At 45.5% G+C, this 24,460-nt stretch carries 31 protein-coding genes; 16 read left to right on the forward strand and 15 right to left on the reverse strand.

Translation table 11 applies throughout. The annotated features are described in order from the left end of the window. Positions 1-49 precede the first annotated feature (49 nt). Entirely contained in the window at positions 50-922 is an 873-nt protein-coding gene (locus ICN11_RS00970; protein WP_216863117.1) for a LysR family transcriptional regulator, read from the forward strand. A 3-nt stretch (positions 923-925) separates the two neighbouring features. Then, a complete protein-coding gene (locus ICN11_RS00975; RefSeq protein ID WP_216228723.1) occupies positions 926-1,894 on the forward strand; it encodes a sodium-dependent bicarbonate transport family permease in 969 nt (322 codons plus the stop codon). A 5-nt stretch (positions 1,895-1,899) separates the two neighbouring features. Here ICN11_RS00975 and ICN11_RS00980 read toward each other — a convergent pair whose 3' ends face one another. From ICN11_RS00980 to ICN11_RS00995, 4 genes are all read right to left on the reverse strand, one after another. Then, positions 1,900-2,463 carry a phasin family protein gene (locus ICN11_RS00980; protein ID WP_216228724.1) on the reverse strand — a complete coding sequence of 188 codons (564 nt, stop codon included), beginning with the start codon at positions 2,461-2,463 and terminating at the stop codon, positions 1,900-1,902. Between the two features lie 136 nt (positions 2,464-2,599). Next, positions 2,600-3,418, reverse strand: a complete 819-nt coding sequence (locus ICN11_RS00985) for a peptidyl-prolyl cis-trans isomerase (RefSeq protein ID WP_216228725.1) — start codon at positions 3,416-3,418, stop codon at positions 2,600-2,602. Positions 3,419-3,466: 48 nt separating this feature from the next. Then, complete coding sequence (locus tag ICN11_RS00990) at positions 3,467-3,784, reverse strand: hypothetical protein (RefSeq protein ID WP_216228726.1); 318 nt, start codon at positions 3,782-3,784, stop codon at positions 3,467-3,469. A 19-nt stretch (positions 3,785-3,803) separates the two neighbouring features. Continuing rightward, positions 3,804-4,613: a sulfite exporter TauE/SafE family protein gene (locus tag ICN11_RS00995; protein WP_255539839.1), complete on the reverse strand. Its 810-nt coding sequence runs from the start codon at positions 4,611-4,613 to the stop codon at positions 3,804-3,806. A gap of 74 nt (positions 4,614-4,687) precedes the next feature. Between ICN11_RS00995 and ICN11_RS01000 the strand changes: the two genes are divergently transcribed. The 3 genes from ICN11_RS01000 to ICN11_RS01010 are packed head-to-tail and all read left to right on the forward strand — an operon-like array spanning position 4,688 to position 6,049. Then, positions 4,688-5,218 (forward strand): GNAT family N-acetyltransferase, encoded by a 531-nt coding sequence (locus ICN11_RS01000; RefSeq protein WP_216228727.1) that lies wholly within the window; start codon positions 4,688-4,690, stop codon positions 5,216-5,218. Between the two features lie 11 nt (positions 5,219-5,229). Then, entirely contained in the window at positions 5,230-5,772 is a 543-nt protein-coding gene (locus ICN11_RS01005) for an isochorismatase family protein (RefSeq protein ID WP_216228728.1), read from the forward strand. Positions 5,773-5,830: 58 nt separating this feature from the next. After that, positions 5,831-6,049, forward strand: a complete 219-nt coding sequence (locus ICN11_RS01010) for a hypothetical protein (protein WP_046329638.1) — start codon at positions 5,831-5,833, stop codon at positions 6,047-6,049. 4 nt (positions 6,050-6,053) lie between these two features. Here ICN11_RS01010 and ICN11_RS01015 read toward each other — a convergent pair whose 3' ends face one another. Further along, on the reverse strand, positions 6,054-6,350 hold the full coding sequence (locus ICN11_RS01015; protein WP_370623582.1) for a 4a-hydroxytetrahydrobiopterin dehydratase: 297 nt from the start codon (positions 6,348-6,350) through the stop codon (positions 6,054-6,056). Beyond that, entirely contained in the window at positions 6,343-7,077 is a 735-nt protein-coding gene (locus tag ICN11_RS01020; protein WP_216228730.1) for a pseudouridine synthase, read from the reverse strand. Before ICN11_RS01020 ends, ICN11_RS01015 begins: the two co-directional genes overlap by 8 nt. 101 nt (positions 7,078-7,178) lie before the next feature. Between ICN11_RS01020 and ICN11_RS01025 the strand changes: the two genes are divergently transcribed. Beyond that, on the forward strand, positions 7,179-7,718 hold the full coding sequence (locus ICN11_RS01025) for a DUF2889 domain-containing protein (protein ID WP_216228731.1): 540 nt from the start codon (positions 7,179-7,181) through the stop codon (positions 7,716-7,718). Between the two features lie 6 nt (positions 7,719-7,724). Here ICN11_RS01025 and ICN11_RS01030 read toward each other — a convergent pair whose 3' ends face one another. After that, complete coding sequence (locus ICN11_RS01030; protein ID WP_216228732.1) at positions 7,725-8,495, reverse strand: SDR family oxidoreductase; 771 nt, start codon at positions 8,493-8,495, stop codon at positions 7,725-7,727. 109 nt (positions 8,496-8,604) lie between these two features. Between ICN11_RS01030 and ICN11_RS01035 the strand changes: the two genes are divergently transcribed. Continuing rightward, complete coding sequence (locus ICN11_RS01035) at positions 8,605-9,381, forward strand: hypothetical protein (protein ID WP_255539840.1); 777 nt, start codon at positions 8,605-8,607, stop codon at positions 9,379-9,381. Between the two features lie 9 nt (positions 9,382-9,390). Here the strand turns inward: ICN11_RS01035 and ICN11_RS01040 are convergent, their stop codons facing one another. The 4 genes from ICN11_RS01040 to msrP are packed head-to-tail and all read right to left on the reverse strand — an operon-like array spanning position 9,391 to position 12,491. Beyond that, positions 9,391-10,356 (reverse strand): MBL fold metallo-hydrolase, encoded by a 966-nt coding sequence (locus tag ICN11_RS01040; protein ID WP_255539841.1) that lies wholly within the window; start codon positions 10,354-10,356, stop codon positions 9,391-9,393. Further along, entirely contained in the window at positions 10,331-10,906 is a 576-nt protein-coding gene (locus ICN11_RS01045) for a lipocalin family protein (RefSeq protein ID WP_216228733.1), read from the reverse strand. The genes ICN11_RS01040 and ICN11_RS01045 overlap by 26 nt, the downstream gene beginning before the upstream one ends. 13 nt (positions 10,907-10,919) lie before the next feature. Then, the gene (locus tag ICN11_RS01050) at positions 10,920-11,507 is read right to left on the reverse strand and encodes a sulfite oxidase heme-binding subunit YedZ (RefSeq protein ID WP_216228734.1); all 588 of its coding nucleotides are present in this window, start codon (positions 11,505-11,507) and stop codon (positions 10,920-10,922) included. Between the two features lie 21 nt (positions 11,508-11,528). Then, the gene (gene msrP / locus ICN11_RS01055) at positions 11,529-12,491 is read right to left on the reverse strand and encodes a protein-methionine-sulfoxide reductase catalytic subunit MsrP (protein WP_216228735.1); all 963 of its coding nucleotides are present in this window, start codon (positions 12,489-12,491) and stop codon (positions 11,529-11,531) included. A gap of 164 nt (positions 12,492-12,655) precedes the next feature. Between msrP and ICN11_RS01060 the strand changes: the two genes are divergently transcribed. Beyond that, a complete protein-coding gene (locus ICN11_RS01060; protein ID WP_216228736.1) occupies positions 12,656-13,303 on the forward strand; it encodes an energy-coupling factor ABC transporter permease in 648 nt (215 codons plus the stop codon). Positions 13,304-13,371: 68 nt separating this feature from the next. Here ICN11_RS01060 and ICN11_RS01065 read toward each other — a convergent pair whose 3' ends face one another. Further along, on the reverse strand, positions 13,372-15,606 hold the full coding sequence (locus tag ICN11_RS01065) for an NADP-dependent isocitrate dehydrogenase (protein ID WP_216228737.1): 2,235 nt from the start codon (positions 15,604-15,606) through the stop codon (positions 13,372-13,374). 251 nt (positions 15,607-15,857) lie between these two features. On the opposite strand from ICN11_RS01065, the gene ICN11_RS01070 reads away from it, so the two are divergent. Beyond that, a complete protein-coding gene (locus ICN11_RS01070; protein WP_216228738.1) occupies positions 15,858-17,057 on the forward strand; it encodes an MFS transporter in 1,200 nt (399 codons plus the stop codon). Here ICN11_RS01070 and ICN11_RS01075 read toward each other — a convergent pair. Further along, positions 17,054-18,070, reverse strand: a complete 1,017-nt coding sequence (locus ICN11_RS01075) for a DUF6352 family protein (protein ID WP_216228739.1) — start codon at positions 18,068-18,070, stop codon at positions 17,054-17,056. The two genes, ICN11_RS01070 and ICN11_RS01075, sit on opposite strands and share 4 nt — an antisense overlap. A 75-nt stretch (positions 18,071-18,145) precedes the next feature. Between ICN11_RS01075 and ICN11_RS01080 the strand changes: the two genes are divergently transcribed. Next, positions 18,146-18,493 carry an FKBP-type peptidyl-prolyl cis-trans isomerase gene (locus ICN11_RS01080; protein ID WP_216228740.1) on the forward strand — a complete coding sequence of 116 codons (348 nt, stop codon included), beginning with the start codon at positions 18,146-18,148 and terminating at the stop codon, positions 18,491-18,493. A 75-nt stretch (positions 18,494-18,568) separates the two neighbouring features. On the opposite strand, the gene ICN11_RS01085 is transcribed toward ICN11_RS01080, so the two are convergent. Further along, a complete protein-coding gene (locus ICN11_RS01085) occupies positions 18,569-19,552 on the reverse strand; it encodes a transglycosylase SLT domain-containing protein (protein WP_216228741.1) in 984 nt (327 codons plus the stop codon). Between the two features lie 520 nt (positions 19,553-20,072). Here ICN11_RS01085 and ICN11_RS01090 point away from each other — a divergent pair. Beyond that, on the forward strand, positions 20,073-21,092 hold the full coding sequence (locus ICN11_RS01090; RefSeq protein ID WP_216228742.1) for a DNA/RNA non-specific endonuclease: 1,020 nt from the start codon (positions 20,073-20,075) through the stop codon (positions 21,090-21,092). A 4-nt stretch (positions 21,093-21,096) separates the two neighbouring features. On the opposite strand, the gene ICN11_RS01095 is transcribed toward ICN11_RS01090, so the two are convergent. Continuing rightward, a complete protein-coding gene (locus ICN11_RS01095; RefSeq protein ID WP_216228743.1) occupies positions 21,097-21,336 on the reverse strand; it encodes a DUF3820 family protein in 240 nt (79 codons plus the stop codon). A gap of 148 nt (positions 21,337-21,484) precedes the next feature. On the opposite strand from ICN11_RS01095, the gene ICN11_RS01100 reads away from it, so the two are divergent. Genes ICN11_RS01100 through ICN11_RS01120 form a run of 5 tightly spaced genes read left to right on the forward strand, consistent with a single transcriptional unit; the run spans position 21,485 to position 24,454 of the window. After that, positions 21,485-22,399: a DUF6662 family protein gene (locus ICN11_RS01100; protein WP_216228744.1), complete on the forward strand. Its 915-nt coding sequence runs from the start codon at positions 21,485-21,487 to the stop codon at positions 22,397-22,399. Positions 22,400-22,434: 35 nt separating this feature from the next. After that, on the forward strand, positions 22,435-22,614 hold the full coding sequence (locus ICN11_RS01105) for a hypothetical protein (RefSeq protein WP_216228745.1): 180 nt from the start codon (positions 22,435-22,437) through the stop codon (positions 22,612-22,614). Between the two features lie 33 nt (positions 22,615-22,647). Then, positions 22,648-23,202 (forward strand): FMN-binding protein, encoded by a 555-nt coding sequence (locus tag ICN11_RS01110; RefSeq protein WP_216228746.1) that lies wholly within the window; start codon positions 22,648-22,650, stop codon positions 23,200-23,202. Next, positions 23,199-24,026, forward strand: coding sequence for an FAD:protein FMN transferase (locus tag ICN11_RS01115; RefSeq protein ID WP_216228747.1), 828 nt, complete (start codon positions 23,199-23,201; stop codon positions 24,024-24,026). Before ICN11_RS01110 ends, ICN11_RS01115 begins: the two co-directional genes overlap by 4 nt. Then, positions 24,023-24,454, forward strand: a complete 432-nt coding sequence (locus ICN11_RS01120; protein ID WP_216228748.1) for a hypothetical protein — start codon at positions 24,023-24,025, stop codon at positions 24,452-24,454. Before ICN11_RS01115 ends, ICN11_RS01120 begins: the two co-directional genes overlap by 4 nt. Positions 24,455-24,460 lie beyond the last annotated feature (6 nt).

Raw genomic sequence — 24,460 nt, forward strand, 5'->3', positions numbered from 1 at the left:
AAAAGCAGAGATATATTGATAATAATTTCGTAAAAACCTGATAATTAAAATGCTCTATAACTACCGTCACCTTTACTACTTTTGGGTAGTGGCCAAAGAAGGCAGTATGTCTAAAGCCGCTGAACGCCTCAATATCGCAATCCAGACGATTAGCGCCCAAGTACACGAATTAGAGAAATCACTGGGATATCTACTATTTAAGCCTGCGGGTCGAGGTATCACCCTCACTGAGTCTGGCTTTGCCGCCCTAGAAATTGCTGATCAAATTTTTCTCTTGGGCGAACGCTTGCCGGAGGCAGTAAGGGAAGCCGCAAGCTCTCCTAAAACCAAAATTACAGTTGGTGTATCCGATGGCCTTCCCAAGCTAGTCACTAGACAGCTGCTAGGACCGATCTTAGAAAAAAATGATGTGCAGCTGATTGCGCATGAAGGTGAATTTGAAGATCTCTTGGCAGACCTAGCACTTCATAGATTAGATGTTGTGCTTGCAGACAGACCTGCCCCAATCAACAAAAATCTTCACGTCTACAGTGAAGAATTAATCAAGTCAGCCATTGCATGGTTTGGCCCCAAGAAACTACTCAAAAATTCTAAGAAGGCTTTTCCCGCCTGCCTAAATGAGTTACCCATTCTGCTGCCAACCTCTCACTCGAAGGTTCGCCATTTGATAGACCAGTGGTTTGCTGAAAATGGCATCAACCCCAATATTGCAGGGGAGTTTGAGGATAGCGCCCTACTGAAAACCTTTGCAGCCAGTGGCCTTGGAGTCTTCCCAGCTGGAGAAAGCATCAAGAAAGATTTACAAGAAACTTATCACATCGAAATGATTGGTAAGTGCGAGGATATATATGAATATTTTTATGCCATTCGCTCGGAGAAGAAAATTCAGCACCCACTAGTAGAAGCAATTATCAGGCGTTAGGCGATGGCAAATTTTTTAGACCCGGCAATCCTGTTTTTTATATTTGGCGCTTTTGCTGGCGCTGTGAAATCGAACCTGGAAATTCCACAACCCATCGCCCGCTTTCTGTCACTCTACCTATTAATGGCATTGGGACTCAAGGGTGGTTTCGCACTACACAAATCTGGGTTTACAACTGAAATCGCCCTCTCACTTGGTCTCGCAATATTTTTAGCCGTCCTGGTACCTATCATTGGTTATCAAATCCTCAGAACAAAGCTAAACGCATTTGATGCAGCGGCTGTTGCCGCTACCTATGGCTCTGTCAGTGCCGTAACATTCATCACAGCCACCCAATACTTGGATCAATTCAATATCAGCTATGGTGGCCATATGGCAGCAGCGATGGCGCTGATGGAATCTCCAGCAATCATTCTGGCGATAGTGCTAGCAAATAAAGCGAGGGCTGCACACACAAAACAAACTCAAACTGAAGTTACGCAAACAGGGATCTCAAAAATACTGCATGAGTCCTTTACCGATGGCGCACAACTTTTACTGCTTGGATCCATGGTAGTTGGCTTGGTAAGTGGAGATGCGGGTCAAAAACTCATGGCACCCTTTTCCATTGATCTTTTCAAGGGAATGCTCGCATTTTTTCTACTGGATATGGGTTTGATGGCAGCCAGAAATATAAAAGGTCTGAAGGGAAAACCGCCCATCACCCTCCTCTATGCAATTGCCTCTCCACTGTCACATGCTCTCATCGCATTAGCACTCTGCAAGTTGATAGGCCTGCCACTTGGCAATACTATTTTGCTGATGGTCCTTGCTTCAAGCGCCTCCTATATTGCCGTGCCAGCTGTTTTACGACATGCCTTACCGGAGGTGAATCCAGCCCTCTATATGGGCATGTCGCTAGGTATTACTTTCCCATTCAATATTATTTTGGGCATTCCTCTCTATGCCATGCTTGCCAAGCTAGTAATATAAAAGCGCTATTTCTTTTTTGGTTTCGGTGTATCACTACTTTTTTGTACTGATGAAAACTGACTCATGTTTTCTACGCTCTTCTCAAAGCTTACAAATGAGTCTGCCATTGCCGCACGGATCAATTCAAAATTCTGGAGCGCATTATTAAATGAGGTTTTGAACACAGAGGTATAAGGCTCAGTTCCAGCCGGAGCATTTTGAGTGGCTTCATTCACAAAATGAATTAAGTCATGTTGCGAGTCTTTAATCATCGTCTCAGCAATTTGCGCGAGCTCTTTATTGCCGCTGGCGAAAGCTTGAAAAAGCTGGGCCTGATAGTCAGCAACCTCTTTTGCAGCCTCTTGCAATACCTCAGCATGTACATAATCAAAAGCCGCCTTTGGATCCTGTGTTTTCATGAGTTCTGCAACTTTGGCTTGCAATCGAGAAGATAGCTCTTGCGCAGCACGCTGATTTAATTGGGCGATCTCCTGAGCGCTTGTCAGCGCAGCCTGACCAGCCGCCTGAGCAGCCTTCATTCCCCTTGCCTGATTTGCCATTGCACCTAAATCAAACGGATTCTTGCTCATTTGCACTCCCTTATTTAATCAGTGATTTTTCAATCTACTCCCGAATGATTGGCAAGGAGATAGAGAAATACCACTAGAGACTGGCAGAAATGCAAAAGAGCGCCCTCAGGCGCCCTTTTTAATCATTTGACCTGATTTAACGTACGACGATAGTAGCGCCCTGACGCAATTGGGACAAGAATTCAAACTGCTTCTTCTGCATCAAACCATTACGAATAGCTGCTTTAGCTTGTTCAAAAGTTGGCGGCTTGCTGGATTTTTTATCTTCCAGCTTAATTAAGTACCAGCCTTGTGGCATCTGAATTGGCGCTGGAGAAACCTGGCCTTTAGACAAGGTTGTCAGAACACTGGCAATTTGCGGCAAGGTCTGACCTGCCTGTACCCAACCTACAGCACCACCCTGAACCTTATTTGGGGCCAATGAAACACTCTTAGCCACTTTATCGAAAGACTCACCTTTTTTAATTCTGGCCAAGGCAGCTTGCGCATCCGCCTCAGTAGCAACAGCAATATCACTCACCTTGTATTCCACGATCATGCCCTGTGATCCTAAAGAAGCAATCTCACGGTTGTACTCTGCCTGGACATCCGCATCACTAACGGGATTTTTCGACATATAAGTAGATAGCTCTAAGTCTGCTAAATAATTTTGACGAATTATGGCCAACTGACTATTAGCTCTATCAGAATTTGCGAGGCCATCTTTATCGGCCTGTTGTGATAAGAGGGCAATTTCAATCATCTTTGCCAAGACCGCTTTGCGGAGCTCTGGAGAATCTTTTTGACCTTGAGACAAGGCTGCTTGAATACCTTGCTCAACAAGGTCGTTGGAAATAATGTAGCCATTAACAGAGGCAGCTGCATTAATCGGCAGCGAGTTTTGGGAATGGGCCGCCGTAACAAAGCCTAGGGCTATTACAGCGCTTGCAAGCAAACGAATGGAATGTAATTTCATGAGAACTCTTTTCTAAAATGTAGAAGCAATTTTAACAGTTGGGTGTTACTAGAAGGTAAAGGTGGCAGGTATTGGCTCAAAAGGCGCAGCGGATTCAGTCTCCTGCGCTTCAGCCTGCTCTTCACCATCTGGATTTTTGACATAGCGTGAATCAAAAGGCACTTTTGGCTTCTGGCTAACGGGTGGTGGATCCACATAAACCGGGCCTGAGGGAGTTTCCATCGGCGCAATCGGCTGATTATTAAACTCTTGAATTTGCTTGGGAGTATAGGGTGAGAATGTCTGCGCATTCACACCAACTGGAAATGTAAAACTAAAAGTGATTCCGAAGATCAAATACGTTATAAGCCGAATAGAGTAATTCATAAATCTTTCTTGGTTGTACTTAGGCCAGCAAGCCATCAGCAATTAATTTAATACTAGCTACCAATAAGAAAAATTGGACAATGATGTAGTACCACTTAGCCGAAATCCTCTTGGCCAAATAAAAACCTAAATATACCCCTACCGGCACTAGAGGTAAAAAAAGTATTGAGGTGGCTAACTGATTAAAGTTCAGTAAATCAAGATAGGCATATGGGGCTAATTTGCCAAAATTAATCACCGTAAAAAATATCCCCAATGTTGAGGTGTACACCATCGGTGAAACTTTCTCCCTCAGCATATAGATGGTGATTGGCGGACCCCCTATATGCGCAACAAAAGAGGTAAAGCCTGATACACCCCCCATCAATCTTCCGAGCCAGGGGAATGGCTTAGCCTCTTTCAGGTCCAAGCGTGACATCACAAAGCTTTGAATTAAAAAGAGTAAGGTAAAGATGCCAATTGAAAGAGAAAGAATCTTGGGCGTAATAGCTGAAAAGAAAAGGCAGCCTAATAACATTCCAAATGCGGCTGGCAACAAGATCAGCTTGAGTATTCTCCAATCGGCATTTTTTAGAAAACGTCGTAATCCGACCAAATCAATAGCAATCAAGAGTGGCAATAAGATTGCCAGGGCTTCATTAATGCTGGACTGACTTGCCATCAACGGCAATGAAAGCACTCCTAAACCCGCACCAAATCCACTTTTAGAAATCCCTACGATTAAGACGCTAATTGCAGCCAATACAAAGAAGATTGAGGAGTGGTCGGTATATGCCTGAACCAAAGAAATCATGAGGGGCTTGCTAAATGGGGTGAGCTGGAGACTCATTTTAGAGCTAAAACACTATGAAGGTAGCCATAAAAAGGTATCCTGAAGCATGAAACCTTGTCCATCTCCAAACCATGAAGACTCCGATTTCATTTTCCAATAAGACATATGCGCTTGATGGTGGGTTGCACTATCTTATTCGACCCATTCAGCTGGATGATCGAGAGCGAATCATTGGGCTCTTTAATCACCTCTCACCTGAGAGTCGCTACCTTCGATTTGCCCATTCGATCTCCAAATTACCGGATGATTTTCTGGATGACATTCTGCACCTAGACTATAATAAAGAAATGGCCCTAGTTGCAGTCATAACAAATCATTCAGGCATGCAGGAGATTGTTGGAATTTCACGTTATGTGACACCGCCTAAGAAAAGTAGTTGCGAATTCTCATTGAGCGTAAGTGATAGCCATACTGCACATGGTATTGGTACACATCTGATGCTTGACCTGATTGCGCATGCAAAAGAAAATGGATTACAAGAAATGCTAGGCTATGTCTTAAGTAAGAATCTTAAAATGTTGCACCTTGTTTCTGATCTGGGTTTTCAGATTTCCAATCTCGATGACGACCCCGACTTTAAAACTGTCAGCCTTCTTCTATGAGCCTAATGTCTATGAATACATCCAATCAAATTCATGCTGAGTCATCCATCTTGATCTTGATCGATTTACAAGGGCGCTTGATGCCCGCAATAGATCAAGGCGAGGCAGTACTAAATCAATGCATTCGTACCGCCAAAATTGCCCAACTACTCGAGATTCCGATTATCGGCACGGAGCAGAGCCCAAATAGCCTGGGAAGCAATATTGAATCCATCAAGTCCTTTTGCAGCACGACCATTAGCAAAGAGCATTTCAACGCCTGTGCCGATGGTCTTACTGCTGCAATTCCTGGCAATCGTCAGCAATGCATTTTGATGGGATGCGAAACCCATGTTTGCTTAATGCAAACAGCACTCAAACTCATCGATGAAGGCTACGATGTATCGGTAGTGGTAGATGGAGTTGGCTCACGCAGAGCACTCGATAAGCAAATCGCGCTAGACCGACTGCGAATCGCTGGGGCCAGACTGATCACTGGAGAGATGCTGGGATTTGAGTGGCTCAAGAGCGCTCAAAATCCAGCCTTCAAAGAAGTTCTTGCTCTACTGAAATAATAGAGCTGGGCTAGTGAGGCTTTATTTGCTATTCTGCATCATCACTTAAAGGATTCATATGACAAACGACACTCAAACCCAAAACGACGAAGATTTTGATTATGGGTGCGAATGCGCCATGACACTCTTAAATGAGCCGACAGAAGATTGCTTGAATGATCTGATTGACGAGCTTGATGAAGATGGCATGATCGCAACCGAAGTTGTTTATGGTCTATTGGCAACCATCCTCATGAGTATTACTTCCGAAGATGAAGATGACGAGGAAGTTCAGTAAATAGCTAGGCCAAGACTTGACGGGCAAATTGATCCATAGCGCTTGCCATGGTGATGTCTAGCTCAGTCAAGGCTTTCATCGAATGAGTGCTCAGGCGCACTGACACCCTATTCCAAGAATTAGACCAATCTGGGTGATGATCGAGCTCTTCAGCAAAGTGTGCGCAAAGCGTCATAAATTCAAATGCGTCTTTAAAGTCTCTAAACTCAAATACTCGAGTTAACTCCTGAGCGCTCCGATTCACCTGCCACTCGGGCAGTATTTTTTCAAAATCAAAATCGCTTGCAACTAGCTTAGGCACTAGGGGCATCCACGCTTTTAGATAACTTTTGTAAATCTTCTGGATATAGCCAACGCCACTCACCTTCCGCCAAATCCGCAGGCATCAGGTATTGGCCGATTTCAGTACGGTGTAGTTTGGCCACATGATTGCCTACTGCGGCCATCATGCGCTTCACCTGATGGTAGCGGCCTTCAACGATAGTCATTGCCAATACATTTTCGCTGAGCTGTTTGCATGCTGTGGCAAAACAAGGCTTTGGATCGTCATCCAGCACGACACCATTGAGCAAGTGGTCGATCTGTTTTTGGGTAATAGGCTCTGGAGTGGTGATCTCATACACCTTGCCAATATTCTTCTTTGGCGTAGTCATCTTATGGATAAACTGGCCATCATCTGAAATCAGAATTAAGCCAGTAGTATCAAAATCTAAACGGCCAACACATTGCAAGCCCCGCTCTACAAATGGCTTAGGCAATAAGCTATAGACGCTTGGATGATGCGTAGTTTTGTGAGAGCACTCATAGTTTGGGGGCTTATTAAAGGCAATATAGGCCTTTTCATGAAACTCCCAGTCCTTGCCTTCCACATTGAGCATTAAACCCTCTGTCGCAATGCGCTCCTCTGGATCCTCCGCCAACACACCATTGACCTTGACTAGGTCGGCATAAACTAAATCGCTGCAATAGCGCCTTGTGCCAAATCCTTGGCTAAATAATATTTTTTCGAGAGAAATTGGTTTGGCCATATGTTGCCGAGAATACTACAAAGCAGACTGACTACGCGACCCTCAAATGAAGCCGTTATGATTGATATATACCTTCTTTTAGCTTCTTACTTACTGTCGCCATGCTCTCAACCCCAGCCCCCAGAAACCCCTTACATACCCGTGAAATTACCTTTCAGGGGTATGCTCGAGAAGACGGTCTGTGGGACATTGAGGCCCATTTACGGGATTTCAAATTTCACCCATTTACTACTGGTGGAAAGACCTGGGAGCCTGGCCAAGCTTTTCACGATATGTGGGTTCGCATTACCGTCAATACAGAATTAATCATTCAAGCAATTGAGGTGGCAATGGATAGTCATCCGCACCCCGAATGCCCCCAAGTCATACCTCCGATGGATGCGCTAATTGGCGCCCGCCTTGGCAAAGGTTGGCGCAAAACCATCAATGAACATCTTGGCGGAATTAAAGGGTGCACGCACTTGCGAGAGCTGCTGAGCAATATTGCAACAGCGGCCTTCCAATCTATTCCCGGAGCCTTATTTGATCCGGATGACAACAAGCCACCACTCTATTTGGGAACCTGTAAATCTTGGGACTTTGATGGACCAGTAGTAATGCGCGTCTATCCCAAGTTTTACAAGTGGAAACCGACGGTCTAGATTTCCTTAAAACTCACCACGGTGAACATTAAAGCCGTTGAAGGCTTGCTGCACTGGCATCAGCTCGACTAAATTAATATTCATATGGCTTGGCAAGTTGGCGGACCAATAAATAGCCTCAGCAACATCATCCGCGCTCAATGCTTTAACACCGGTATAGACCTGGCCAGCCTTATCATCATCACCCTTAAAGCGCACATTGGAAAACTCTGTTCCAGAGCACATGCCAGGCTCAACGCAAGTAACACGCACCGGCGTGCCAATTAAATCCGCCCTGAGGTTCAGGCTAAATTGCTGCACAAAGGCTTTAGTACCGCCGTATACGTTGCCACCTGGATAAGGATAGTTTGCTGCTACAGAACCTAGATTAATGACGTGTCCACATTTACGCTCCACCATTCCCGGTAAGAAAGCGCGTGTCATATGCACGAGGCCCTTGATGTTGGTATCAATCATCTGATCCCAATCCGAGAGGAATGCTTGATGTGCTGGCTCTAAGCCTAAAGCCAATCCAGCGTTATTGACCAGCAACGTTACCCTGGCAAAGTCCGCTGGCAATGTTGCCGCAAGACCATCCACCTTCGCGCTGTCACATACATCCACAGCTAAGGTGAGTAATTTTTTCTGTTGCTCTGCAGGTAGGGATGCTTTTAATGCCTCTAAGCGCTCCACCCTTCTGCCTACAGCAATCACTTTATGGCCATGCGCTAAAAATCGTCTAGCAGTTGCCTCTCCAAAGCCAGCTGTAGCGCCGGTTACCAATACTGTATGTTCCATATTCTCTCTGCTTATCTTCTAAATTGACTGAGTCATTTATATTACTGCCTATATGACATTGTTGCGGATTATGGCTCACCTACTGCTTTCATTGGCCCTGATAGGTTTGATGGGAAAAGCGATGGCTGATGAAAGTAAGTTCTCGGGAGGTTTTTTAGACCTTGAGAAAGCATCTGATCAGTACTCTAGCCAACGGGTTCTCGAATTTTGGGGTTATCACGACACCTTCGGAGAGCAAACTCAAAGCGACACCCTGAAGTTGCGCTACTACCAACCCCTTCAACTGGATCAATGGCGAGGTACCTTGCGCCTAGATACCTCCTATGTATCTACTTATGGACCTCAACTTCCAGAGCAATCATCTGGAACCTATAGTGCGGGCAACACAATGCTTACCGTCTGGGGAAACCATCCTAGTATTCTAAAAAATTGGGAAGGAACTTTAGGCGGTCGAATAGTCTTTCCGTTTGGTAATTATGGGCAATGGGCAGCTGGGCCCCAGATAGGTACTGTATACGTCCCCAAAAAAGGATCTGACTCGCGGCTCTCAGATTTCTCACCACTCCTGCGATATATGTACGGGTTTAATACCAAAGGCAATTCATTTGCCAATAATTCTAGCCAACCTCCTTTAGTTCGCAATCTGAGTATTTTTCCAACGCTAGGATTTAATATTTTTCCCGATACGCAAATTCGTTTTTGGGATGAAAACGGAATTGCATGGAACACTGGTGGAGGTGGTGGCTGGTTTGTGCCACTTGATGCCATGGTGACTCATCGACTCAACAAACACTTCTTATTTGCCGTGGGGGCAAGCAAACAGGTAGTGCAGAGCTATCCTGTTTATGACTGGTCTTTTTACGGAAAGCTCTCGTTTAATTTCTAGTTAATAGAATTAATCAAGATTTACTAGGTAACCCTTTTCGATAGTTGCCGCTTTCGATTTCACTAAAGCCTGCACTAACCAAGCTTGAAACTCTTCAGCACCGAGATGCAATTGCTGACGAATACTTTCCAGCACTGGCGTATCTGAAATCCACTGGTTAACTTTTGTCAGCTCCTGATTACGCCATTCCAATAATTTGTACTTTAGGAGCACCTTAGCGCCATGACGAGCATTGCGATAAGCATCACTTGAGAGGTAATCCAGGCGGGATTTAGCAGTCTCAATAGACTTCTTTACGTCAGTAAAAGGTTTGCCATGCCCCGGAATAACCAAGGCAACTGAGAGCCCTTCAATTAGCTCTAGCGTCTGCGCCACCTCTTCAAAGCCACCCTCACCCCAGAGCTCAGGAAAGATGACTCCAAAGCCCTCCTCCCAAAGCGCATCAGCAGAGATCAAGATTTGATGTTGCTCTTGGTAGAGCATGATGGAATGGTTGTCATGCCCAGGAGCTGCAAGAATTTGCCAGCGATACGGGCCTAAGATGATTTCTTCGCCTGGCACTAGGAGGGCATGATGTCTAAAGCGCGGGCATTCTTGTCCCAACTGCTGAAAGCTGAGCAAACTCTCATCCCAGTTTTGTACAGCAACTCCCTCGGCTTCTGGTATCCAGATCTCGCAATCAAATTCGTTTGACAGGACTGCATTGCCACCACAATGATCTGAGTGCAAATGGGTATTGACGACTTTATTGAGCTTTTTTAAACCATGCTGCTTAAGCGCATTTGCGACTAAATCAACAGTCATCTGTTGATGGGCGCAATAGCCCGTATCAACCAGGGAAACATCATCCTCGCCGAAAAGAAAAATATTATTTGCCGATAACCACCCACGTTCGAAAATATCGATTCCGGGAGGCAGCAAGTAATCGCCAATTCGCTTTTCAGGCACGTTAATTTTTCTGAGAAGTAAGCTCAAGCTTTTGAATATCGAATTGCTGCTGCTTCAAACGCTGCAATAAATCAGCATAGACTTTAGGATCGAGCTGAGGCGTTCTCGACAAAACCCAAAGGTACTCTCTTCTCGGATCACTTACAGCTGCCACCTGATATTGCGAATCCAAATCAATCACCCAGTAATCGCCCCATACCAGCGGTAGAAATGAGAGCCACTCTGGAGCAAAGCGCACTTCTAATTTTGGTGAATCCTTAGCCCCAATTTGACGAGCTAAGCCCTCTGCCTCTGAAGTCTCTCCACCAGCCGTTTTGCAGCTATTGAGTACTCGAAGATTGCCATCAGGCTTAGCGGTATATACGGCCTTGGTATTTGAAACACATTTTTTCTGAAACCAGTTTGGAAACTTAGCTATCTCATACCAGGTTCCCAAATAGCGAGGGACATCTAGAGAGGCTACAGTCTTCACCGCTTGCTCAGCTTGCTGAGCTGTGGCCTGCGATGATCCTAGACCAATCAGCAGCGCGCCCAATATCGAAACAAGTGAAACGCGAGAATGTGAAAACAGAGTCATAGATGAGGTGATGTTAAGTGATGAATCGCCTGCCCAAGAGCTTGCGGATATAAGGAATCCTACAACATAACAGCAATAGCAAAACGATTGCATAGATTGTTACGGTATCAAGATCGTTCTTGCCCGCCTTGTGCCACCAAAAGTGCAGGATCACGGTGCAAGCAATGAGATAGATCAGCCGATGAAGTTGCGCCCAACGACGCCCCAGCTTTCTTTGGGCCCAATGGGTAGAAGTCAAAGCCAATGGAATGAGCAATGCAAAGCTAATGAATCCCATAGTGATAAATGGCCGCTTCGCAACATCTTTAAGCATCTCTACTAGGTCAAAGTCTTGATCCAGCCATAGCCAAATACCAAAATGTAGGCAGGCGTAGAAAAAACTAAACAAGCCCAACATTCTGCGATACCGAATCCATGTCACTGAATTTGTCAGCAAACGTAATGGCGTCATCGCCAACGTCAAGCACAGAAAGACTAGCGCCCATGTCCCCGTTGAGCGTGTAATGAACTCAATCGGATTAGCACTTAAATCATCCGTCAGACCAAGCCAAATTAATCGATCCAGTGGCAAGAGCGCTAGAAAAAAAATTATCACCTTCATAAACGCTTTATTTCATCACCTTCAATAGAGCTTCTTGAGATCCATTCCAGCATACATGCTCGCCACTTGATCACCATAGCCGTTAAACATTTCTGTTTTGATCTTCGGAGCGAAAACTCCTTTAGAGTCTCCAATACGGCGCTCAGTAGCCTGACTCCAACGCGGATGATCCACCGAAGGATTTACATTGGAATAAAAACCATATTCTCGAGGAGCAATTCTTCCCCAGCTAGTTTTAGGCATTTCCTCTGTTAAGCGAATTTTGACAATCGACTTAGCACTCTTAAAGCCATATTTCCAAGGAACCACAATGCGCACTGGAGCTCCATTTTGCTTTGGTAGCATTTCGCCATACAGACCAAAAGTGAGTAGCGTCAGTGGGTTCATTGCCTCATCTAAACGCAAGCCTTCACGGTAAGGCCAGTCAATAATGTTATCCCCAAGTCCCGGCATCTGTTTTTTATCTGCCAAGGAAATAAATTCCACATATTTTGCTGAACCGAGTGGCTGAACATAATTCAAGAGCTTTGATAAAGAGTAGCCATCCCAAGGAATTACCATTGACCAACCCTCAACACAACGCATACGGTAGATGCGCTCCTCCATCGGGGCTAACTTTAATAAAGCATCGATATCCAAAGTGACAGGCTTTTTTACCAAACCTTCAATACTCACTGTCCATGGCCTTGTTTGGAGGGTGTGAGCATAAGCAGCGGGATCAGATTTATCAGTCCCGAATTCATAGAAGTTGTTATAGGTAGTAACGTACTTATAGCTAGTTGGGTCATCTTTTGCCATAAAAGCAGGACTTGGAGTGGCAGCCAACTTCTGCGGATTGACCGCCATAGCTTCACGAGAAAACCAAGGCGCTAAAGCACATCCAAATGCCCCCGCCGCTGCAGACTTAATTAATTCGCGGCGGCTCTCAAAAACTGCCTTAGGGGTAATTTCTTCAGAAAGTAACTTCGGGTTATTTTTAGGCATATCAATATCTCTTTGATGGTCGTCAAACTACACGATGAATATGTTTATTCTCCTACGCTTAAGGATTTATTGCTGAACCCCTCTCTAGATAATAGGGTTAAATCTGATACCTGCAGGCCACATTACGCAGTTAAATAATGGTTTTAGTCCCTTGAGAGATGAATATGGCTTGGATTTTCTTGGCATGCGCCATTTTCCTATTTGGCATCTTTAAGAGTCGGGACGGCGTCCTCTTGCAGCCCCGGCTGCGGAATCTTTTTATTTCCTGCATCATCCTATTGGCCATTGCTTGGAATATTCGCGCCCATATGCCCAATAGCAATCTTCAAAACTTCATTGATTTATCGTTCCACTTTTTTGGTGCCTCGCTCCTTGTAGCTCTTTTTGGATTCTGGAGTGCCATTACCCTACTCTTTATCGTTGCCCTAGCGGGTATTTTTACTTTCAGCGGGGATTTGGTAGAGGCTACTAGTCACTACATCATGGTGAGTGTGATTCCAGCAATCTTTGCCTATCTAGTCATTCGAGCAGTGGATCGATTTTTGCCGAAGCATTTATTTGTTCTTATTTTAGGCAATGGCTATCTTGCAGGCTTTATTAGCACTTTTGCAACTGGTCTACTGATTTATGGATTGCAGCAAATTTTTCAAATTAGCTCATTCGGAACTAGTGATCCTTTAGGCTGGTTTTTAGGCTTGCTTGTCCTCTCCTTTATGGAGGGCTCACTATCAGGAATGCTACTGGCTATTCTCCTGGTATACAGACCGCAGTGGGTTAGCACCTACCAAGAAGAGCAATATATGAGCGCTTAAGTATTTCAGCTCTACATAAGAAAAAAGGCAAACCGTTTGGTTTGCCTTTTTTGTGAAGCTAACTCAGCTTAAGCTGCTGCTTTACTCAAGATGTCATTGAGCGTAGTGCTTGGGCACATCACTGCTTTGAACTTGGCTTGATCAGGCATAAAGTAGCCACCAATATCAGCTGGCTTTCCTTGTACTGCCTTGAACTCAGCAACAATCTTTTGTTCATTCTCAGTCAAAGCTTTTGCAATCGGAGCAAAGTGAGCTTGTAGCTCTTTGTCTTCGGTTTGCGCAGCTAAGGCTTGAGCCCAGTACATCGCCAGGTAGAACTGGCTACCACGGTTATCCAACTCACCAGTGCGTGGTGATGGTGACTTATTGTTGTCTAACAATGTACCGGTTGCCTCGTCTAGAGTGCGAGCCAAAATCTTCACTTTTGGATTATTGGTTTTATCACCGATATCTTCCAATGAAACAGCCAAGGCCAAGAACTCACCTAAAGAATCCCAACGTAAATGGTTCTCTTCAACTAACTGTTGAACGTGCTTAGGAGCAGAGCCGCCCGCACCAGTTTCGAAGAGACCGCCACCCGCCATCAATGGCACGATAGACAACATCTTGGCGCTGGTACCGAGTTCCATAATTGGGAACAAGTCAGTCAGGTAGTCACGCAAAATATTACCTGTCACAGAGATCGTATCTTTACCGCGAATGATGCGCTCTAATGTAAAGCGCATTGCACGAGTCTGAGACATGATCTGAATATCTACACCAGTTAAGTCATGATCTTTCAAATAGGTTTGAACCTTCTTGATCAACTCAGCTTCATGTGGACGGTACTCATCTAACCAGAATACTGCTGGGGTACCAGATAAACGTGCGCGGTTTACTGCCAACTTGACCCAGTCACGAATCGGCGCATCTTTAACTTGGCACATACGCCAGATATCACCCTCTTCAACGTTCTGCTCGAGCAATACTGTGCCGTCATCCGCAACAATGCGAGCTACACCAGCTTCAGGGATCTCAAAAGTCTTGTCATGTGAGCCGTACTCTTCTGCCTGCTGAGCCATCAAGCCCACGTTTGGCACTGTACCCATCGTTGTTGGATCGAAGTTACCGTGAGTCTTGCAGAAGTTAATCATCTCTTGGTAAATACGGGCAAAGGTACTTTCTGGAATAACCGCTTTGGTGTCATGCAAACGGCCATCAGCACCCCACATCTTGCCGCCAACACGAATCATCGCTGGCATGGATGCATCCACGATCACATCGCTTGGTGAATGGAGGTTGGCAATACCTTTTGCAGAATCCACCATCGCCAATGCTGGGCGGTGCTCATGACAAGCGTGCAAATCTTGAATGATTTCTTCGCGCTTAGATTCTGGCAAAGTTTTGATCTTGTCGTACAAGCTGCTCATACCGTTGTTTGGATTAACGCCCAACTCTTCAAACAACTTGGCATGCTTTTCAAAAGCATCTTTGTAGAAAATCTTTACAGCGTGACCGAACACGATTGGGTGTGACACCTTCATCATGGTTGCCTTCACGTGTAAGGACAACATCATGCCAGTCTTATAAGCATCTTCGATTTCTTTTTCATAGAACTCGCAGAGTGCTTTCTTGCTCATGTACATGCTGTCAATAATTTCACCGGCAAGCAAAGAGACTTTTGGCTTAAGAACAATTGTCTTGCCACTCTTCGTTACCAAATCCATCTTCACATCACATGCCTTAGTCATAGTCATTGACTTCTCACCTGCGTAGAAGTCGCCGCCATGCATGTGGGATACGTGCGTACGGGAAGCTTGACTCCACTCACCCATAGAGTGTGGGTTCTTGCGGGCATAACGCTTAACAGCATTAGGTGCACGGCGATCTGAGTTACCTTCGCGCAATACTGGGTTTACTGCACTACCCAAGCACTTGGAGTAACGAGTGCGGATGGATTTTTCCGCATCATCCTTAGGATCTTCTGGGAAATCAGGGATCTTATAGCCCTTAGATTGCAATTCTTTAATAGCGGCGAGCAACTGTGGAACTGAAGCACTGATATTAGGCAACTTAATAATGTTGGTATCAGGCAATAAAGTCATGCGGCCAAGCTCGGCCAAATTATCAGGAACCTTCTGCTCAGCAGTTAAGCAATCAGAGAACTCTGACAAGATACGTGCCGCAACAGAAATGTCGCTCTCTACAACCTGTACCCCAGCCGGCGCTGTAAAAGTACGAATGATTGGTAAAAATGCACAGGTCGCCAATAAGGGCGCTTCGTCTGTCAGCGTGTAAATGATCTTTGATTTCTCTGAAGCCATTGATGTTTCCTCGATATGGATAAATATTAGGGCCCGGTCTTATACCGAACCACTCTCGCATTCCGCACGCAACACTTCAGGCGCTTTTGGCTGTCTTGGGTGTAATTTCACGCACTGGACCGAGACATCTATTTTAAATCATCGCCCCCGGTAATTTAAGGGCTTTTCAGTACCAAATTGACTGAAGTTGGCCAATTTAAGGGAATCCACCAAGCCAATCCCCCGCCCACTTACAACGTAAACTGCGATACATGACTAACAAGCACCCCCTACTCAACAAAAACCTCGTACTGTTGATTCTCTGCCAGGGCTTGTTTTTAACCAATAATGTGACCTTTATTGCCATTAATGGCCTAGTTGGGCTCAGTCTGAGCCCGGTTGCCTGGATGGCTACCTTGCCGGTGATGGGCTACGTTGTAGGGGGAGCATTCTCGACCTCGATTGTGGCCAAAACCCAAAATTACTTTGGCCGGAAGATCTCCTTTCAACTGGGCCTCTTGGTAGCCGTCTTTTCAGCACTCCTGTGTGCCTACGCCGCCATTACCAAGAACTTCTGGCTTCTCGTGCTGGGAACCTTTATTGCGGGCTACTACAGCGCCAATGGGCAGCTCTACCGATTTGCAGCTGCCGAGCTAACCGTTGTCAGCCAAAGGGATAAGGCAGTCTCTTGGGTGTTGGCTGGAGGAATTCTTGGGGCCGTCATTGGGCCTAACCTTGCCTCGTGGACGAAAGACTTCTTTGATACCGCCTTCTTGGGTGCTTACCTCACCCTCTCGATAGCCGGCTTCATCGGGATTATCGTGATGCAGTTCATCCACTTCCCAGAAGAGTTCAAAACCCAACACTCACTTTCTGATGGGAGAGATCTAAAGACCATTCTTCGTCAACCCGTCTTTATGGTTGCCGTGATTGGTGCCTCTCTGGGCTACGGTGTAATGAACCTGCTTATGGCGGCTACGCCACTGGCCATGCAGATTTGTGGGCTACCATTTTCCGAGACGGCACTGGTATTGGAGTGGCATGTAATTGGTATGTTCGCACCTGGATTTTTTACTGGCTCACTCATTCAGCGCTTTGGCACACTCAAGATCATGGGCGTTGGAGTGATCCTCAATCTCCTGTGTATTGCAATTGCACTATCCGGCACCGACTTGCATCAATTCTTAATCGCACTATTTTTATTGGGTGTCGGCTGGAACTTTTTATTTACTGGCTCGACCTCATTAGCGATGACAGCTTACCGCCCAGAAGAGCGTGACAAAGCTCAGGCAGCAATTAACTTCTTCGTGTTTGGCACCATGGCCTTCACTTCATTTGGATCCGGCGCACTCATTACTTCGCAGGGCTGGAATATCCTAAATATCGGATCACTGCTTCCTGTTGCCGTTACAGCCGGCGCGTTAATTTGGCTGAGCGCCAATCGTAAAAAGACTAGCTCAGCGTCCGGTTAGGAAGCTTTAGCCAGAGGTAAATTGAAGAGTAAGTTTTGCGGTTTGAGTTTGAGTTGCTTTTCATCATTCATGGCAATACCCATGTACACCGGCTTGCCAGCCTGAGACTGGGTAACGGCAGCCTCATCAATAAAGTCTAGACGGAATAAACAAATCACCTTCTCAAGCTCATCAGAATCAACCGGCTCTTTGTTATAGAGCTTATTCAGGATATCGGTTGCAGCAGCATCTAGGCCAACATGCCAAGACCACTTAGGATCGCTAATTTGCTGCATTGGAGTAATGCGCACTTGAGCGCCTAAAAAATGTTGAATCCATTTTTCGAGGACGCGGCAAAAATGATTGATGGGTGGCTGACCAAAATTGAACTGTACTGCAAAATCATGATCTTCATTCTTCTCCCAATACAGATCAGCATTTTCTTCATGCAGTACATCTAAATCGATCGAGCGCATAGACATCGACTTACTCTTCAGAAGATCAAGAATATTGCCAGTCTCTCCGGCTTGCGCATTGCGAGTTACCACCTCATCATCCGCACCCATCACAACGCCATCTTCCAGCACGGTAATCTTTTGAGTTCGGAAGAAAATCTCACCCATACGCGCATCCAAAGGATGGCAATCTTCACCCAGGATATGTCGAATAAATATTTGTGCCAACTGAGAAATGAATAATGGCGGTACATCTACACCATCACCTTTAAACAAACTCATATAGAAGTTTTCTAAAGAACTGGCCGCCAATAGCTTAGCTCGATATCTCAACCAAACTTGATAGTTCACTTGAATATCCAGATCCGCCATTGCAGCAATTTCTTGATCTGAAACGGCTGCTCGAGGATTCTCGCTGAGACGCTGATGCAGTGCACGCTCTGCATCGCAGGATTCAGGAACAAGATTTAACTCTGGGCGCAATAGGTAGGTGCGCAGAAAATCATCGGTCACCTGCAGCTGATTGTCCGAGCCAACCGCAAGGGTTTTATACGCAGAATGGGGCCAAAAGTTTGTCATGTTAGTTTGCTCGAACAAAAAGATTACGCTCAGAATATACTAGCCCTTCAATTTCAGCCAAAGAGGAAGATAAACGTGAGCGAACTCCAAAAAATAGATACCGTTGTTGGTGATGGCAAAGAGGCGACTGCTGGCAACCATGTAGACGTGCATTACACCGGATGGTTGTTTGATGACAAAGCGCCAGATAACAAAGGCCAGAAGTTTGATAGCTCCTTGGATCGTGGCCAACTATTTAGCTTTCCTTTGGGTGCCGGCCATGTAATCAAGGGCTGGGATCAAGGCGTACAAGGCATGAAGATTGGCGGCAAACGCACTCTCATTATTCCATCTGAGATGGGTTATGGCGAACGTGGTGCTGGCGGTGTCATTCCACCAAATGCAACCCTGGTATTTGACGTAGAGCTACACGGAGTAAATTAATTCCAAGCTAGCATCTGCAAGTAATAAGGCCACTCGATGAGTGGCCTTATTTTTTACCAGAGAAAACTATCGATCTTAGGAACGTAAGTCTTTTCCATTCAAGGTTAATTTATTTTGCATTGCTGGCTGACACAAACCAATCAAACGATTTCTTTCGGCCATCACCTTATCAGCATAGCCACCATCAGTCTCCGCATTTGCAGCGCCAACATAGTATTTCAGGCCATTGCGCAATGAACCACTAGTGGCAATCAAATATTTCAAGATATAAGCGCCTACCCGAATATTCACTTCAGGCTTCACAGCATCAGTAGCGCCACCGTACAAAGCATATTTATCTTTATGAATGGTAGTCATCACCTGCATCAAACCTTCGGCACCAGCCTGGCTTTTAGTCAGCGGATTAAAGTTCGACTCAACTGAAATTACGGCAAGCAACAAAACTGGATCAATGTTGACTTCTTTTGCAATCAGCACCGTATTGGAAACGTATTCCTCAATCTTGGCACGATCTAACTTGTACTTCTTCTCAAAGAAGTCAGCAACTGCACGTTGATTCTGAATGGATACCATCAACTTCGAATCGAGCGCCTGAGGATCAATTTTCGAAGCGGGGATGCGATCTGATAAATGAGAAATCGGCTTTACCTGGGCATGAGCCACTGAAGGCATCAAGAGGGCAACTGTTTGCTGCTTGGCGCTCATGAGACCGCTACTAGGGCTGACCGAAGCCTTTCCGTAGATCACATTGGCAATTTCTTTATCTGCAATGGCTTTTGGAGTTTCATCCTGGTACTGATCGAGCATTCCAAAACCGTTTTGCCACACCATATGGCGCGCCTCATCGGGAACCAGGATGCGAGCCAAATCAAAAGCGCCTGCTTGAGTTCCATTGCCGGAGAGCCAGAGTCCCACGATCATGAAAACAGTCACGATCAATAAACCATTCATCACCCGATACACAGGGGACAGTGCGTGAGCTAACAACTCTTTAGCGTTAACCGTTGCTGGTTGCGCTAGTTGTAAGTCACTCGAATTGGTAGAAAAACATTTAATCATTCATGGTCTTGCAGCACACCGAAAATCAAACTTCTGATTTATGTTGCGATGCAATAAGTAAAAAAACATGAGCCATCCTAAGAAGGTTCTTATATCAAGTCAAGAATAAAGAACTCTATTTCTATGACTTTTAGGTCTTGAAATAAGGATGATCCCCAATCAAGCCCCTGATTTTTATATTTAACCCTTTAATTTCAAGGACTTAAATAAGTTAGTGGGGACTTATTTCATATAATAAAAAAGTGCTCGAAATCCAACTTTTTTACTATTTTTCAACTTCAAAAGAGCTACCTGACCCATACATCTAGTATTCCAGTGGGCTAGATTTTCTACCGGTAGTGCTCTGATGATCTTCACCAAAAGTTGAGACTCTTGCAATCTTTGCGCCTTACAGCGATGCAAAGCAGCCGTGCAAAATGCTTCTCAAGCGCCATCTACACTAGCTCTAGAGCTAACTTAAATGCCTGATAGAAGAAAAACTTTTACCTGTTGATAGCAGCACTCATTACACTGACATGCAATGAAATTCCTGGTCAAACCCATCTTACTTAGCCTGCTTTGGCTACCGTTAAGTGCGTTCGCCCTCTTCGATCAATGTAAAGATCTGTTCCCAGCCCAGCAAATACCCACAACGACTCAGGCGGGACGGGACCTTTGTTTTGATGATTTTGCGATCTACTACTCGCCTTCAGATAAAAAACCCATCTACACCATTGAGAAACTCAATGGTGAGCAGCTCCAAGCCCCCCACCCACGTCGAACCAATCAGTTTTATGAAGAGGCTAGACTGCCTTTTCATGAACGCGCCCTACTGGCAGACTATCGTGGCAGTGGGTATGACCGTGGCCACAACGTGCCAGCCGGTGACATGACAAGCGAAAAGGGGATGGCGCAGTCATTCTCCTTGGCAAATATGATGCCGCAAGCCAGGCAAAACAATCAGGGTATCTGGGCAAAACGGGTTGAAGAGCCTACGAGGATGTATATCAAACGCGCGCAAGGCGATGTATATGTATTCACTGGATCGGTTGGCAATGCAGGCAGCATTGGTAAAAGTAAGGTCACTATTCCGAGCCATCTATATAAGCTGGTCTATGACCCCAACAAAAAATTAGCTTGGGCTTATTGGGTCGAGAATACCGACGATGCGCAAATGAGCGCGCCAATCTCCTATGCTGATCTGATTCAGAAAACCGGGATTGACTTTCACCTAGCGTTAGAGAGCACCGAGAGCAAGGCCAGCAAACCTGCTGTAAAGGGCAACTCAGAGCCTAGGCAATTAGTGGGCGGCTGGTATCCGGTCTTTTTTGACCAATACTCACCGGAGAAGGTGGCGGCACTCATCTCCAATATCAAGTCAGGAAGAGTTGCCAGCATAGAGCTTCAATATGATCGCAACCTCAATTTGGCTCAAAGCCTAGCAAAAGAGATTGAAGCACAGAGTTCAATCTTGGTCACACTCTCGCAAAGCAGTCCACCGGACTCACCTAATGTGACTTATGAACACAATCGCGTCATAGCGATAGTGCGCACTAAATAAATTGTTATCCCCGAGTCCGGGGAGCAATTCCATGGGCCCGCTGAATGGGCGCCAACAAGCCCCGTAATCCATTGTGATCAAGGGTATGCATTAGCTCCAGGAGCTGACCAAGCTCGCCCTTAGGAAAGCCTTCGCGAGCGAACCAGGCCAAGTAATTACCAGGCAAGTCCGCGAGCGCACGACCAGCATGCTTGCCATAAGGCATCTTCATTGTGACCAGCTTCACCAGGGCTTCTGAATCCATAGCTATGGATCTTACAAGCTTGGCATTCGCACCGGGTAAATCTCAACACCTAAGCACAGAGGGTCATTTTTTCAATTGAGAATTATTCTCAATTGCTGTATATTGCGAATGATTCTCAATTACTTTTACTAACCAGCCCCTTCACACCATGAAACTGACCATCAAAAGACTTGTTGCCTTTAGCATCCTATTAGCCACCGCCTTGCACTTCTCATTCGCCAATGCGGGTGAAGGTGCTTTTGGGTGGATTTACACCCTAGATCTACAGCCAAAAGGGAAGCTCGAGTTTGAGCAGCGCTTACAACTGAATAAACAACAAGCAGCAGGATCCTATAACGCATGGTTCTCTAGATCAGAATTGGAATATGGCGTCACGAATGACTTTCAGATTGCGGGCTACCTGAATGCCTATTACGTCAATGCAAATCAAAATTACACCAATCCAGAGGCCTGTGGCGACAGCGCTTCTTGTACTGGAGGGCAACCCGTACCAGAGTCACATAACCCAGCGTCACCATACCGAAAAGGTGGCATCGAAGGTGGGTCCTTAGAAGCAATCTATCGCATCACCAATCCAGTCACCTCTCCAGTCGGAGTCGGACTGTATTTAGAGCCAACCATAGGCAAGAACAAAAATGAAATTGAAGCGCGCTTGCTACTGCAATCAAACTTTATAGATGACAAATTGGTTTTGGCTGGAAACGTAGTTGTCGCTAATGAGCAATTGAAGTTCGTTGGCAATGGCAATGTCCCTGAGTCGATGCTGGATTTCCTGGTGGGGGCGAGCTATCGATTTGCACCAAAGTGGTCTGGTGGCGTTGAGGCTCGTTTTCATAATGACTACTCTAGCTACAACCTACAAAACCAAGTGCAAAGAGCTACCTTTGTTGGCCCCAACTTACATTACGCAGAAAAAGACTGGTGGGTTACCGGTGCTTGGCGCTATCAACTCAAAGGTAATAACTGCATGGGTGATGGAACTGCAGAGTGCTCCAATGCTCGCGTTTGGGATAGTCACTCAGTAAATGAATTTATCGTCAAATTCGGCTTCCCATTGAACTGAACAAGATCTCTCGTATTTTTAATTTAAAGGTAATTATGGAAAAGCAAAATTTATTAATGGCCGCACTAATACATTTAATTAAGTTTCAATCAACCCATTGCGCCACTGCGAGAGAGCGAGCTTTGATGATGTTTGAAGCCTTAGCTCAGACAGGCGAAAGCACTGAAGATCTTGATGAGCTTTGCTTTCAGGCCAATGAATTACTGGCTAATTAATTTATATCACCCTTTAGCAGAAGAATTTTGAACATGAACTGGAAACCGAACCCTTTTCTTATTATTGGATTAGTCGCAGTATCTGCACCGATAGTTGCGCACGCCAAGATATATGTATCCGTCGAGCAAGCGCAAAAGATACTCATACCCAATAAACCGCTTGTCAAAAATCCCATCATCATTACAGATGAACTGCAGGACAAAATGCGCTCAGCATCAGGTGTTCGCCAAACCTTTCAAGGAGATCGTATCTGGAGGGCGGCGGACGGAGGCTGGTTCATCGTAGATGAGGTGGTCGGTAAACACGAAATGATTACTTATGCCGTAGCACTGAGCCCATCGGGCGCAGTCACCGGCATCGAGATCCTGGAATATGTTGAATCCTATGGATATGAAGTAGCAGAAGCCCAGTGGCGCAATCAGTTTGTTGGCAAAACTGCATCGGACCCTATTAAGCTTAATCAAGATATTCAAAATATTGGTGGCGCCACTCTCTCTTGCAAACATCTCACTGATGGCGTCAAACGTGTTGCAGTGCTTTATGACATTGCACTCAAAAATCAATCCCAAGCACCAAAGGCAAAATGATTCGCTGCAAACCACTCTTAGGCACCTTTGTTGAAATTTCAACTGAAGATGGAGAGCATTTACCCCATGCAATAGAGATGGCATTTACAGCCATTGAACAGGTTCAATCCCTGATGGGCTTTCATGATCCTGACAGCGAGCTTTCTCAAATTAATGCTAGATCCCATTTAGAGCCGATTCGTATTCACTCCTGGACAGCCGAGGTGCTGGCCATTGCCAAAGAGATTCAACTTGAGTCTCAAGGCATATTTAATTGTGGCATTGGCCATCGCCTGGTAGAGGCAGGGCTTCTGCCAAGGCATATCAACTTGAATGATCAGTCATTCGGAGGCATTGAAGATCTTCGCTTTATTGAGCCAAACTTGGTTCAATCCAAACTCCCACTCTGTCTTGATCTTGGTGGCATTGCCAAAGGGTATGCAGTTGATAAAGCAGTAGAAGTCTTGTTTGCTCACGACATCCAATCTGGATCAGTTAATGCTGGTGGTGATATGCGCGTCTTTGGAAATCTCACTCAAGATATTCAAATCCGCAATCCCTCAAAACCTCATGAGCTCATTCAGATTGGCAAGATGAAGATGGGTGCAATTGCGACTAGCAGCCTCTACTTTGCAAAGCGCGACGCTGATGCCAAAAGCTATATGGTCAACCCCCTCAATCAAGAGCATATTGAGTTTTCAGAGTCTTACTCAGTGATTGCCAATGAATGCGTCTACGCCGACGCCCTAACAAAGGTAGTCAGCATTTCTGGTAACGCCCAACATCCCTGCTTGAATCATTTCTCTGCTCACGCGATCAAAATTCCTCAGACCATCACCTTATGAAAAATAGTAGTCGCCTTGGAAAGATGCCGTCATGGCAAAGACATTTCGTCCTCGTTGGTATGTTGAGTTGCTCGCTTACCGGCACAGCCTATTTACTTGGTCATGAATTTCATGTTCAAGCTGCTGCATTGGGCGCTCACTCAATATTGATGTGGCATGGCATTGCCGCAATGATGGCTACGATGGCTTTGGGCTCAGTCTTACCCTTTCACCTCAAGGCTGGCCTCAAGTCCAAGAGGAAGCTGTGGAGCGGATTAAGCCAATTGGCTTTTTTAGCTACTCTATTGATATCAGGCGCCCTGCTGTACTACGGCCCTGAAGAAATTCGAGATAGCGTCATCACAACCCACTGGATGATCGGTATCGCATTCTTTACCATCTTTTTGTTGCACGGTGTTTATGCAAAAAAAAGAGGTTACTCCAAATGAAAATAA

Origin of the sequence: Polynucleobacter sp. 78F-HAINBA (assembly GCF_018882325.1) — a bacterium.
GTDB lineage: Bacteria > Pseudomonadota > Gammaproteobacteria > Burkholderiales > Burkholderiaceae > Polynucleobacter.

What these genes read in the sequence shown, in the direction of transcription:
- ICN11_RS00970 (WP_216863117.1), top strand. Translation starts at nt 50, where the DNA reads ATGCTCTATAACTACCGTCACCTTTACTACTTTTGGGTAGTGGCCAAA.
- ICN11_RS00975 (WP_216228723.1), top strand. Translation starts at nt 926, where the DNA reads ATGGCAAATTTTTTAGACCCGGCAATCCTGTTTTTTATATTTGGCGCT.
- ICN11_RS00980 (WP_216228724.1), bottom strand. Translation starts at nt 2,463, where the DNA reads ATGAGCAAGAATCCGTTTGATTTAGGTGCAATGGCAAATCAGGCAAGG.
- ICN11_RS00985 (WP_216228725.1), bottom strand. Translation starts at nt 3,418, where the DNA reads ATGAAATTACATTCCATTCGTTTGCTTGCAAGCGCTGTAATAGCCCTA.
- ICN11_RS00990 (WP_216228726.1), bottom strand. Translation starts at nt 3,784, where the DNA reads ATGAATTACTCTATTCGGCTTATAACGTATTTGATCTTCGGAATCACT.
- ICN11_RS00995 (WP_255539839.1), bottom strand. Translation starts at nt 4,613, where the DNA reads ATGAGTCTCCAGCTCACCCCATTTAGCAAGCCCCTCATGATTTCTTTG.
- ICN11_RS01000 (WP_216228727.1), top strand. Translation starts at nt 4,688, where the DNA reads ATGAAGACTCCGATTTCATTTTCCAATAAGACATATGCGCTTGATGGT.
- ICN11_RS01005 (WP_216228728.1), top strand. Translation starts at nt 5,230, where the DNA reads ATGAATACATCCAATCAAATTCATGCTGAGTCATCCATCTTGATCTTG.
- ICN11_RS01010 (WP_046329638.1), top strand. Translation starts at nt 5,831, where the DNA reads ATGACAAACGACACTCAAACCCAAAACGACGAAGATTTTGATTATGGG.
- ICN11_RS01020 (WP_216228730.1), bottom strand. Translation starts at nt 7,077, where the DNA reads ATGGCCAAACCAATTTCTCTCGAAAAAATATTATTTAGCCAAGGATTT.
- ICN11_RS01025 (WP_216228731.1), top strand. Translation starts at nt 7,179, where the DNA reads ATGCTCTCAACCCCAGCCCCCAGAAACCCCTTACATACCCGTGAAATT.
- ICN11_RS01030 (WP_216228732.1), bottom strand. Translation starts at nt 8,495, where the DNA reads ATGGAACATACAGTATTGGTAACCGGCGCTACAGCTGGCTTTGGAGAG.
- ICN11_RS01035 (WP_255539840.1), top strand. Translation starts at nt 8,605, where the DNA reads ATGGGAAAAGCGATGGCTGATGAAAGTAAGTTCTCGGGAGGTTTTTTA.
- ICN11_RS01045 (WP_216228733.1), bottom strand. Translation starts at nt 10,906, where the DNA reads ATGACTCTGTTTTCACATTCTCGCGTTTCACTTGTTTCGATATTGGGC.
- ICN11_RS01050 (WP_216228734.1), bottom strand. Translation starts at nt 11,507, where the DNA reads ATGAAGGTGATAATTTTTTTTCTAGCGCTCTTGCCACTGGATCGATTA.
- msrP (WP_216228735.1), bottom strand. Translation starts at nt 12,491, where the DNA reads ATGCCTAAAAATAACCCGAAGTTACTTTCTGAAGAAATTACCCCTAAG.
- ICN11_RS01060 (WP_216228736.1), top strand. Translation starts at nt 12,656, where the DNA reads ATGGCTTGGATTTTCTTGGCATGCGCCATTTTCCTATTTGGCATCTTT.
- ICN11_RS01065 (WP_216228737.1), bottom strand. Translation starts at nt 15,606, where the DNA reads ATGGCTTCAGAGAAATCAAAGATCATTTACACGCTGACAGACGAAGCG.
- ICN11_RS01070 (WP_216228738.1), top strand. Translation starts at nt 15,858, where the DNA reads ATGACTAACAAGCACCCCCTACTCAACAAAAACCTCGTACTGTTGATT.
- ICN11_RS01075 (WP_216228739.1), bottom strand. Translation starts at nt 18,070, where the DNA reads ATGACAAACTTTTGGCCCCATTCTGCGTATAAAACCCTTGCGGTTGGC.
- ICN11_RS01085 (WP_216228741.1), bottom strand. Translation starts at nt 19,552, where the DNA reads ATGATTAAATGTTTTTCTACCAATTCGAGTGACTTACAACTAGCGCAA.
- ICN11_RS01090 (WP_216228742.1), top strand. Translation starts at nt 20,073, where the DNA reads ATGAAATTCCTGGTCAAACCCATCTTACTTAGCCTGCTTTGGCTACCG.
- ICN11_RS01095 (WP_216228743.1), bottom strand. Translation starts at nt 21,336, where the DNA reads ATGGATTCAGAAGCCCTGGTGAAGCTGGTCACAATGAAGATGCCTTAT.
- ICN11_RS01100 (WP_216228744.1), top strand. Translation starts at nt 21,485, where the DNA reads ATGAAACTGACCATCAAAAGACTTGTTGCCTTTAGCATCCTATTAGCC.
- ICN11_RS01105 (WP_216228745.1), top strand. Translation starts at nt 22,435, where the DNA reads ATGGAAAAGCAAAATTTATTAATGGCCGCACTAATACATTTAATTAAG.
- ICN11_RS01110 (WP_216228746.1), top strand. Translation starts at nt 22,648, where the DNA reads ATGAACTGGAAACCGAACCCTTTTCTTATTATTGGATTAGTCGCAGTA.
- ICN11_RS01115 (WP_216228747.1), top strand. Translation starts at nt 23,199, where the DNA reads ATGATTCGCTGCAAACCACTCTTAGGCACCTTTGTTGAAATTTCAACT.
- ICN11_RS01120 (WP_216228748.1), top strand. Translation starts at nt 24,023, where the DNA reads ATGAAAAATAGTAGTCGCCTTGGAAAGATGCCGTCATGGCAAAGACAT.